This is a genomic window from Microbulbifer mangrovi (genome assembly GCF_002009015.1).
Classification (GTDB): Bacteria; Pseudomonadota; Gammaproteobacteria; order Pseudomonadales; family Cellvibrionaceae; genus Microbulbifer; species Microbulbifer mangrovi.
In genome coordinates, this window is sequence record NZ_LZDE01000104.1 from 1 (window position 1) to 1147 (window position 1147).

1 protein-coding gene is annotated in these 1147 nt (G+C 59.3%); it reads left to right on the forward strand.

Features of this window, described 5'->3' with window-relative positions:
- Positions 1 to 1147: hypothetical protein (locus tag B4U49_RS18995; RefSeq protein ID WP_158078518.1), on the forward strand; the 1147-nt coding region annotated here is incomplete at both ends.

Sequence of the window (1147 nt, forward strand, 5' to 3'; positions counted from 1 at the left end):
GCAATGGCGGCTCCGATAGTTTCAATAGTGCTGCCGGTGGCGACTGGGCACTGGCAGAAAATCTGTCCAGTGTTACCCACGATCGCGCAATCGAAAGCGACCTCACCATCTCAGGTGTTAGCACCTTCACCGGTGGCTCCGGGGTGATTAAGGGGCACAACAGCGGACACGCGTTTGAGGTTACTGCTGACAATGCAGTTACCGTTGATGGCACACACCAGTTCAGTGGTATCAGCGATGTCGATGCAGGCACTGGCACGGACGGTGTAACAGCCATCGCCGAAGTTACCCTGGCGGGATCCGACGGCGCCTTCAATACCAGCGCAATGGATTTTACCGGTATTGATGAAGCCGCTGCGTCCGACCTGCAGGGCAGCACCGCGGCGGAAACCTATACCTTGCAGGACAGTGGTGCCCTCGAGGTCGCCGGCATTGAGTTCACCGGTTTGAGCAACGTCAACGCGGGCGCCGGTGTTGATCAAGAGGACCAGGTGGTATCTCGCGGTGGTCAGGACTTTACCCTGAATGCGGACAAGTCGGTTGATCACGACGGCATCCTGTTCAGCGAGGTCGAGGGCTTCAGTGCGCCGGATGATGCCAGCCTCGACGCTAGTGCTTTTGTCGCAGGCTTGGTCCTCACCGGCAACACACGGGAGGTCACCGCGGATGACATTACCTTCAGCGGTTTAACGTCCGCAGATACCACGTCGCTCACCGGCAGCACCGGGGATGACGTATTCGCACTGGCCAATAGCAATATCACCGCTCGTCTGATCCAGTTTACCGGGGTCACTAGTGTCACTGCTGGTGGTAGCGGCAATAGCGTTGAGAGTGCCAGTGGCATCGACTGGAGTCTGCTGGCTGCGGACTCCGCACAGAGCAGCAATGGAGTCACCTTCGACGGCTTCAGCAGTATCGATACCGATGCGGCCACGCTTACCGGCACCGCAGGCGACGATGCGTTCACTCTGACCGGCAGTGAAGCCGATGGCGCAACCGTTGCATACGGGGATATGGCATTTACCGGCCTGAGTGGAGTGCTTGGCAACGGTTCCACCTATGATGCCATCACCAATCCCAACGTCGCGGGTGACCAGCTGGATGCCAGCGGCTACAGCGATGCGCTGGCCCTGACCGGCACCGACGG